10 protein-coding genes are annotated in these 8156 nt (G+C 73.8%); 3 read left to right on the top strand and 7 right to left on the bottom strand.

The features are described 5' to 3' along the window. Positions 1 to 80 precede the first annotated feature (80 nt). Entirely contained in the window at positions 81 to 1475 is a 1395-nt protein-coding gene (locus ACE3QY_RS21335) for an amidase (RefSeq protein WP_374458076.1), read from the top strand. A gap of 9 nt (positions 1476 to 1484) precedes the next feature. Further along, positions 1485 to 1874: a VOC family protein gene (locus ACE3QY_RS21330; protein ID WP_374458075.1), complete on the top strand. Its 390-nt coding sequence runs from the start codon at positions 1485 to 1487 to the stop codon at positions 1872 to 1874. Positions 1875 to 1959: 85 nt separating this feature from the next. On the opposite strand, the gene ACE3QY_RS21325 is transcribed toward ACE3QY_RS21330, so the two are convergent. The 3 genes from ACE3QY_RS21325 to ACE3QY_RS21315 are packed head-to-tail and all read right to left on the bottom strand — an operon-like array spanning position 1960 to position 3880. Continuing rightward, positions 1960 to 2571 (bottom strand): energy-coupling factor transporter transmembrane protein EcfT, encoded by a 612-nt coding sequence (locus tag ACE3QY_RS21325; protein ID WP_374458074.1) that lies wholly within the window; start codon positions 2569 to 2571, stop codon positions 1960 to 1962. After that, positions 2568 to 3242, bottom strand: coding sequence for an energy-coupling factor ABC transporter ATP-binding protein (locus ACE3QY_RS21320; protein ID WP_374458073.1), 675 nt, complete (start codon positions 3240 to 3242; stop codon positions 2568 to 2570). The genes ACE3QY_RS21325 and ACE3QY_RS21320 overlap by 4 nt, the downstream gene beginning before the upstream one ends. 32 nt (positions 3243 to 3274) lie before the next feature. Beyond that, positions 3275 to 3880, bottom strand: a complete 606-nt coding sequence (locus ACE3QY_RS21315) for a biotin transporter BioY (protein ID WP_374458072.1) — start codon at positions 3878 to 3880, stop codon at positions 3275 to 3277. Between the two features lie 101 nt (positions 3881 to 3981). On the opposite strand from ACE3QY_RS21315, the gene ACE3QY_RS21310 reads away from it, so the two are divergent. After that, positions 3982 to 4533: a TetR family transcriptional regulator gene (locus ACE3QY_RS21310; RefSeq protein WP_374458071.1), complete on the top strand. Its 552-nt coding sequence runs from the start codon at positions 3982 to 3984 to the stop codon at positions 4531 to 4533. A 99-nt stretch (positions 4534 to 4632) separates the two neighbouring features. Here the strand turns inward: ACE3QY_RS21310 and ACE3QY_RS21305 are convergent, their stop codons facing one another. Genes ACE3QY_RS21305 through ACE3QY_RS21290 form a run of 4 tightly spaced genes read right to left on the bottom strand, consistent with a single transcriptional unit; the run spans position 4633 to position 8153 of the window. Then, the gene (locus tag ACE3QY_RS21305; protein WP_374458070.1) at positions 4633 to 5241 is read right to left on the bottom strand and encodes a pentapeptide repeat-containing protein; all 609 of its coding nucleotides are present in this window, start codon (positions 5239 to 5241) and stop codon (positions 4633 to 4635) included. A gap of 30 nt (positions 5242 to 5271) precedes the next feature. Continuing rightward, positions 5272 to 5988, bottom strand: a complete 717-nt coding sequence (locus ACE3QY_RS21300) for a FadR/GntR family transcriptional regulator (RefSeq protein ID WP_374458069.1) — start codon at positions 5986 to 5988, stop codon at positions 5272 to 5274. A 9-nt stretch (positions 5989 to 5997) separates the two neighbouring features. After that, a complete protein-coding gene (locus tag ACE3QY_RS21295) occupies positions 5998 to 6786 on the bottom strand; it encodes a 3-oxoacyl-ACP reductase (protein ID WP_374458068.1) in 789 nt (262 codons plus the stop codon). Next, complete coding sequence (locus tag ACE3QY_RS21290) at positions 6783 to 8153, bottom strand: aldehyde dehydrogenase (protein WP_374458079.1); 1371 nt, start codon at positions 8151 to 8153, stop codon at positions 6783 to 6785. Before ACE3QY_RS21290 ends, ACE3QY_RS21295 begins: the two co-directional genes overlap by 4 nt. Between the last annotated feature and the right edge of the window lie 3 nt (positions 8154 to 8156).

Here is an 8156-nt window from a genome sequence, read left to right as displayed (position 1 = left end):
GGGCACGCTCATCACCCACACATACGTCACAAGAGCCGGATATCCGGTGACCGCCCCGCTGGGGTCGGTACGGTCGGGGCGTGCCCCTCCACGACCTGACCGCGCTCGCGCAGGGTGGCGCCGTCCGCCGGGGCGAGGTGTCGCCGCTCGAGCTGGTCGAGCACTACGCCGACCGTGCCGACCGGGTGGGTGCGTTCGTCACGACCACCCACGACCGGGCGCGCGAGCACGCGCGCCGACTCACCGAGACGGGACGCCCCGCGGACGCAGGTCCGCTCTGGGGCGTCCCGACCGGCATCAAGGACCTCCACGCCACCGCGGGGGTCCGCACGACCTTCGGCTCGGCGGCGTACGACGACTTCGTCCCCGAGGAGTCCGACGACCTCGTGCTGGCCGTCGAGGCCGCGGGGATGCCGAGCCTGGGCAAGACGAACACCCCGGAGTTCGGCTCGCCCTGCTACACCGAGCCCGACGTCGCGCCGCCCGCGGTGACGCCCTGGGACACCACCCGCACCGCCGGCGGCTCGTCGGGCGGCTCCGCCGCAGCCGTCGCCGCCGGCCTGCTCCCCGTTGCGCCCGGCTCCGACGGCGGCGGGTCGATCCGGATCCCCGCCTCCTGCTGCGGGCTGGTCGGCCTCAAGCCGTCCCGCGGCCGGATCAGCGGCGCCCCGCGGTACGGCGATCCCGTCGGCCTCGCGACTGCCGGCACGCTCGCCCGCACGGTCCGCGACGCGGCGGCCCTGCTCGACGTGCTCGCCGGCCGTCGGGTCGGCGACCCGTTCTGGGCGCCGCCGCCCTCCGGCTCGTTCCTGGCCGCCTGCGACCGCCGACCCGGACGGCTCCGCGTTGCCCGCTTCGTCGCGCCGGTCATCGCCGACGTCGAGGTGCACCCGTCGTCGGTGACCGCGTGGGAGGACGCCTCGCGCCTGCTCGAGCGGCTCGGCCACGACGTCGAGGACGTCCCCGTCCCGATCCCGCGCGAGGCGGTCGCCGACTTCGAGACCTGCTGGGCCGTGCTCACCGCGCTGTCCGAGGCGCCACCCGGGCGCGAGGACAGGCTGCGCCCGCTGACCCGGTGGCTGAGCGCCCGCGGACATGCCGTCAGCGGTCCTGAGTTCGGGCTCGCGATCGCCCGCCTGCGCCAGCACGCCGCGGCCGCGCTCACCGCGCTGGCGGCGTACGACGTCATCCTGACGCCCACCCTCGCGATGCCGCCGGTCGAGGTCGGGGCGCTGCGCGAGGACGCCGACCCCGCACGGGACTTCGAGGCGCAGAAGGCGTTCACGCCGTGGACGTCGGCCTGGAACGTCACCGGGATGCCGGCGATGTCCCTGCCTCTGCACTGGACCGACGAGGGGCTCCCGGTCGGCGTGATGGTCGCCGCCCGGCCGGCCGAGGAGGAGCTGCTGCTCGCGCTCGCCGCGCAGGTCGAGGCCGCCGCGCCGTGGGTGGACAGGCACCCGCCCGGCTGGTGAAGTGGCGCCATGGGTGAGCTCACGCCGTACCTCTGCGTGGCCGACGCGCGTGCCGCGCTGCAGTGGTACGTCGACGTGCTCGGCGCCGCGGTCGTCCTCGAGCCGATCGTGATGGACGACGGGCGGATCGGCCACGTCGAGCTCGCGGTCGGCGGTGGCCGCTGGATGATGTCGGACGAGTTCGACTCGGCCGGCGTCGCGGCACCCGACACGTCCCGCGGATCGGCGGTCTCGCTGCACCTCGAGGTCGACGACGTGGACGCGCTCTGCGAGAGGGTCGTCGCGTCCGGCGTGACGCTCGACCGCGGGCCCGAGGACAGCCCGCCGGCCGGCCGGGTCGCGGTGTTCCGGGACCCCTTCGGGCACCGGTGGTTCCTCAACCAGCCCAGCCCCAGCTGACCGGGCACTTCGTTCCGGTCCGGTCCGTCGAGCGGGCACTTCGTTCCCGTCCAGTCGGCGTGCGTGACGGGGAGGAAGTGCCCGGTCAGTCGTCGCCGATCCCGCGCGCGTGGAGCGCGTCGCCGGACTCGTGGGCGCGGGCGACGACGCGGATCACGAAGGGGGAGAGGTACGCCCGCGGGTTGCGGTCGAGGCCGCGGGCGCGGGCCGCGTCGCGGGTCTCGCGGGCGATCGCGATGGTGCCGGGAAGGGCGCCGATCGTCAGCGCCACGGTCAGCGCGACCCGGTCGGGGTCGATGCCCAGGAACCGCAGCGGCCGCGCCCAGCGGGAGAGCGCGTCGACCATCTGGTTGACCGACGTGGTCGCGGTCAGCGAGAGCGCGGCGAGGCCGAGGCTGAGCAGGTCGAGGAACGTCTCCGCTGCCTTCTCCGCGCCGTACCACCACCACTGGAAGGCGCTCGCCACCACCGCGATCAGCAGCACGCCGCGGGCCGCCCGCCAGACGGACCGCAACGGGACCCGCGCCAGCGCGGCGAGCAGCAGCGTCACGACCAGGAAGACGGGGGCGGCCCGGACGTCGCGCACCACGACGATCGCCAGGCTGAGCACCGCGAGCCCCAGCACCTTGGCGCCGACCGGCAGCCGGTGCAGCAGTGTGTCGCCGGGCTGGTGGAGGCCGGCCATCAGGTCGCTCATCGGATCGCGTCCACGAGGTCGGTGTAGTGGGCGATCGCCGTGGCCGGCCGGCCGTCGGCGACGACGCGTGCGTCGTCGACCACGATCACCCGATCGCACCGGGCGGCGAGGTCGAGGTCATGGGTGACGAGCACCAGCTGCTGCTCGAGCCCGAGCAGGGCGTCACCGACGCGGCGGGTGTTGGCCCGGTCGAGCAGGGTCGTCGGCTCGTCGGCCACGACCACCGCCGGGGACGTGGCGAGCACGCCGGCCAGCGCCAGCAGCTGTCGCTGGCCGCCCGAGAGCGAGTGGACGGAGTCGTGCGCGTGGTCGGCGAGGCCGTTGGCGGCCAGCACCTCCATCGCCCGCTCGCGCCGCTCGTCGGCGTCCTTCACCGTGCGTCGCAGCGAGAGCTCGATGTCCTCCACGCAGGTCGGCATGACCAGCTGTGCGGCCGGGTCGGTGAAGCAGAAGCCCACGCGGCGGCGTACGGCGGCCCCGTCGCGCACCACGTCGAGCCCGTCGACGGTGACCCGGCCGGACGTCGGCCGGACGAGCCCGTTGAGCATCCGCGCCAGGGTGGACTTGCCGGAGCCGTTGGCGCCGATGACGCCGATCCGCCACTCGGTGAGCGCCAGCGTGGTGGGTGCGAGGATCTCCCGCTCGCCCCGTCCGGGCAGGGGGACCCGCACGGAGGCAGCGTCGAGGTGGATCTCCGGCAAGGTCAGTCGCGCTGCAGCAGCTGCGGGAACGCGCGGTGCACCTCGGCGGCGATCATCGCCACGAGCGAGGTCTTCACCAGGTCGCCGATCCAGAACGGCATGTCCCACGAGCCGGCCTCGCGCCACGAGACGTCGGCGTAGAGCTTCATGCCGACGATGCCCATCGTGTGGATGACCAGCACGCTGGCGGCCAGCGAGCAGAAGAAGACCACGATCGCGCGGGTGCGGCGCTCGCGGGCGACGTACTTCACGAGGAAGCCGCCGAGGGCTGCCGCGATCGGGAAGGACAGCAGGTAGCCGCCGCTGATCCCGGTGAAGACGCCGATGCCCGAGGAGTGCTCGGCGAAGACCGGGAGGCCGACGGCGCCGAGGGCGAGGTAGAGCGTGACGGCCGCGAAGCCGCGCATCGGCCCGAGGATGCAGCCGGCGAGCATGACGGTGAGGGTCTGGAGCGTGATGGGTACGCCGGCGCTGCCGACCGGGATCGCGCCGACGTAGGCGCTCGCGGAGATCAGGGCGGCGAAGGCCGCGATCAGCGCGATGTCGCGCGAGGGGGACGCGGAGCCCGAGGTGGTGGGGGTGGCCTCGGGCTGGGTGGTGGCAGTCATCGGGGGGTCCTTGCTGACAGAGCTTCGGTTGACCTGAACAGTGTTCAGGTTAGGGTGGTCACGAACAGGCCGTCAATGCCGTCCAGCCACCGGGAGGGTGCGTGCGCCACCGCCGCAGCGACGTGCTCGCGCACGCTGTCGCGCTGCTCGACACGCACGGTCTCTCGGCTCTGACCATGCGCCGCCTCGGCTCCGAGCTCGACGTGCAGCCGAGCGCGATCTACCACCACTTCGCCAGCAAGCAGGCCCTGCTCGCTGCCGTCGCCGACGAGATCCTGGCCCGCGGGGCCCGGCCGCGGACTGCCGACGAGTGGCCCGACCAGCTCCGCGAGGTGTGCTCCGAGCTGCGGCACGCGATGCTGGCCTGCACCGACGGGGCCGACGTGGTCGCCACGGTCTGGGCCTTCGGGCTGGGCGCGGCAGCGCCGGTGGCCGAGCTGGAGAAGATCCTCACCGACGCCGATGCTCCGGCGGAGCTGGTCGCGGTGGCCTCCCGCACGCTGGTCCACTACGTCTTCGGCCACGCCTTCGAGGAGCAGACCGCCCGCCAGGCCGTCAGCCTCGGGGCGGTCGACCGGTCGCTGGAGTCGCTGCCCGACTTCGACCTCGGCCTCGACCTGGTGATCGACGGCCTCCGCGCCCGCCTGTCCTGACCCTGGCCTGCCGCGGTAGTTAGGGACGTATTGGTAGGCCGACAGGGCGTTTCACCTACCAGAACGTCCCTAACTACCCCGGATCCAACGAGGCAGGTCTCAGGCGGAGGTGTCGACGTCCGCGCCGTGCAGCTCGGCGAGCAGCACGGCGCCGGCGAGGTCGAGCTTCGTCTTCCTGAGCGTGGCCGCGGTCAGGTCGACGCCGTCGAGGCTCGCGCCGCGGAGGTCGGCGCGGTCGAGGGTGGTCTCCCGCATCACGGCGCGATCGAGCCGGGCGCGCGTCAGCGTGGCGAGGCTCAGGTCGGACATCGACAGGTCGGCCTCGCGCAGGTCGAGGCCGGACAGGTCGAGCCGCGAGAGGTTCGTGCCCCGGATGGTCACGCCGAGCCACGAGCCGCCGAGGACGGTCAGCGGCCGCAGCACGCACTCGGCAAAGACGCTGCCGACCATCTTGCAGCCGTCGAGGGTCGCGTCGAAGAAGGACACCCGACGGAAGTCGCACCCCACGAACGCCGTCGCCGAGTGCGTCGAGGCGTTGAACCTGCCGCCGTGGAACGTGCACGACTCGAACGTCGCCCCGACCGTGGTCGCCTCGGAGAGGTCGACGTCGGTGAAGGTGCAGTCGGTGAACCGGGCGGCGCCGAGGTCCTCGGCGTACCAGTCCTCGCCACGGAAGTGCTGCCCGGTCGCGTCCATCGGCTCGCTCACGGCGGACACGCTAGCGAGGGCGTACGACGCTCAGGCGAGGAAGCCGCGGAGCAGAGCGGCCGACCCGGCGAGGTGCTCCTCGACGGCCGCCGCGGCGGCGTCGGCCTGCCCGGCCAGGATGGCCGTCACGAGCGTGCGGTGCTGCTCGTCGGAGTGGGCGATGTTGCGCTCCAGCAGCGGGATCTCGTCGAGCAGGCGGTTGAGCCGCATCCGGCTGTCGGCGACCAGGGTGACCAGCGAGCGCACGCCGGTGATCTCGGCGATCACCAGGTGCAGCCGCGAGTCGAGCCGGCGGTAGTCGGCCGGGTCGGCGCCGGTGACCTCCTCCAGCGCCCGCCAGAGCAGGTCGCGCTCGGGCGCGGGCAGCGTGCGCGAGGCGGCCAGGCGTGCGGCCCCGACCTCGAGCACCTCGCGGAGCGCGAGGACCTCCTCGAGGTCGGCGGCGTCGAGGGCGGGGGAGTCCTGCGGCTCGGGGTGCGGCAGCGCGTCGGCGACGAACGTGCCGCCGTAGCGCCCCCGCCGCGACACGACGTAGCCCGCCTCGCCCAGCGAGCGCAGCGCCTCGCGCACGGTGTCGCGGCTGACACCGAGCCGGACGGCCAGCTCGCGCTCCGAGGGCAGCGAGTCACCGGGCGCGACGACACCGAGGCGGATCGTCTGCAGCAGTCGCTGCACGGTGTCCTCGAAGGCGTTCCCCGGCCGGACGGGCCGGAAGAACGTCTCCTCCGCGAGGCGGGACTCGGTCATGGCAGTGGCCTAGAGGGGGGTGACGTACGCCGCGTGGATGCCGCCGTCGACCAGGAAGCTGGTCGCGGTGATGAAGGAGGCGTCGTCGCTGGCCAGGAACGCGACCGCAGCCGCGAGCTCCTCGGGCTCGGCGAAGCGGCCGACGGGGACGTGGATGAGGCGTCGCGCGGCCCGCTCGGGATCCTTGGCGAACAGCTCCTGCAGCAGCGGGGTGTTCACCGGTCCGGGGCACAGTGCGTTCACGCGGATGCCCTGGCGGGCGTACTGCACGCCGAGCTCGCGCGACATCGCCAGCACGCCGCCCTTGGACGCGGTGTAGGAGATCTGCGAGGTCGCCGAGCCCATCACCGCGACGAACGACGCGGTGTTGATGATCGAGCCGCGCTGCTGCGGCCCCATGTGGCGCAGCGCGGCGCGGCAGCAGAGGTAGACCGAGGTGAGGTTGACCAGCTGCACGCGGTCCCACGCGTCGAGGTCGGTCGACTCGATCAGGTCGTCCTCCGGCGGCGAGATGCCGGCGTTGTTGAAGGCGATGTCGACCGAGCCGTGCGACGACGCGACGGAGTCGAAGAGCGCGTCGACCTGCTCGCGGTCGGACACGTCGACGGCCACGAACGTGCCGCCGACCTCCTCGGCCGCGGCCTGCCCGGTCGCGGGATCGAGGTCGGCGACGACGACCCGCGCACCCTCCGCGGCGAGCCGGCGGGCCGAGGCCAGCCCGATGCCGGAGGCCCCGCCGGTGACCACGGCCACCCGGTCGCGCAGCCGCTGGGTGAGGTCGACGGGGGTGACGGTCATGAGGACTCCTCGGCTGGCTCGATGGCGATGAAGACGTTCTTGGTCTCGGTGAAGGACAGCGGCGCGTCGGGCCCGAGCTCGCGCCCGATCCCCGACTGCTTGAAGCCGCCGAACGGCGTGGCGTAGCGGACCGACGAGTGCGAGTTGACCGACAGGTTGCCGGCCTCGACCGCCCGGCTGACCCGGACGGCGCGGGACAGGTCGCGGGTCCAGATCGACCCCGACAGGCCGTACGCCGAGTCGTTGGCGAGCGCGATCGCGTCGGCCTCGTCCTCGAAGGGCAGCACCGCGACCACCGGGCCGAAGATCTCCTCGCGCGCCGTGCGGTCCTCACGCGACGGCGTCAGCACGGTCGGCGGGAACCAGAAGCCCGGCCCCTCGGGCGCGTGCCCGCGGAACGCCACCGGCGCGTCGTCGGGGACGTACGACGCCACCTTCTCCCAGTGCGAGCGCGAGACCAGCGGACCCATCTCGGTGTCGCGGTCACCCGGGTCGCCGACGCGCACGCCGGCGACCGCGGGCTCGAGCAGCTCCATGAACCGGTCGAGCACGCTCCGCTGGACGAGGATCCGGCTGCGCGCGCAGCAGTCCTGGCCGGCGTTGTCGAAGACGCCGTAGGGCGCGGTGGCGGCGGCCCTCTCGAGGTCGCTGTCGGCGAAGACGATGTTGGCGCTCTTGCCGCCGAGCTCGAGCGTCACCTGCTTGACCTGCGCGGCCGCGCGCGCCATCACCCGGGTGCCGGTCTCGGTCGAGCCGGTGAAGACGACCTTGCGCACGTCGGGGTGGTCGACGAGGCGCTCGCCGACGACCGACCCCTTGCCGGTGACGACCTGGAGCAGCCCCTCGGGCAGGCCCGCCTCGACGCCGAGCTCGGCCAGCCGGAGCGAGGTCAGGGGAGTCCACTCGGCGGGCTTCAGCACGACGGCGTTGCCGGCGGCGAGCGCCGGCGCGAAGCCCCACGACGCGATGGTCATCGGGAAGTTCCACGGCGTGACCACGCCGACGACGCCGATCGGCTCGGCGAAGGTGAGGTCGAGGCCGCCGGCGACCGGGATCTGCCGGCCGAAGAGCCGCTCGGGTGCCGCGGAGTAGTAGGTGAGCACGTCGCGGACGTGGCCGGCCTCCCACTCCGCCTGCGCGATCGGGTGGCCGGAGTTGGCGACCTCGAGGGCCGCGAGCTCCTCGACGTGCGCGTCCACCGCGGCCGCGAAGTCGCGGAGGGCTGCGCCGCGCTCGGCGGGCGCGAGCGCGGCCCACCGCCGCTGGGCCGACCGGGCCCGGGAGACGGCCTCGTCGACCGCCTCGGCCTCCAGCTCCGGGACGCTCGTCACCACCGACTCGTCGGCCGGGTTGACGACGTCGAACATCTG

The organism is Nocardioides sp., assembly GCF_041913365.1.
In the GTDB taxonomy this organism is placed as follows: Bacteria; Actinomycetota; Actinomycetes; order Propionibacteriales; family Nocardioidaceae; genus Nocardioides.
The sequence above is the reverse complement of the archived record's forward strand: the minus strand, read 5'-3'. Positions and strand labels throughout refer to the sequence as shown.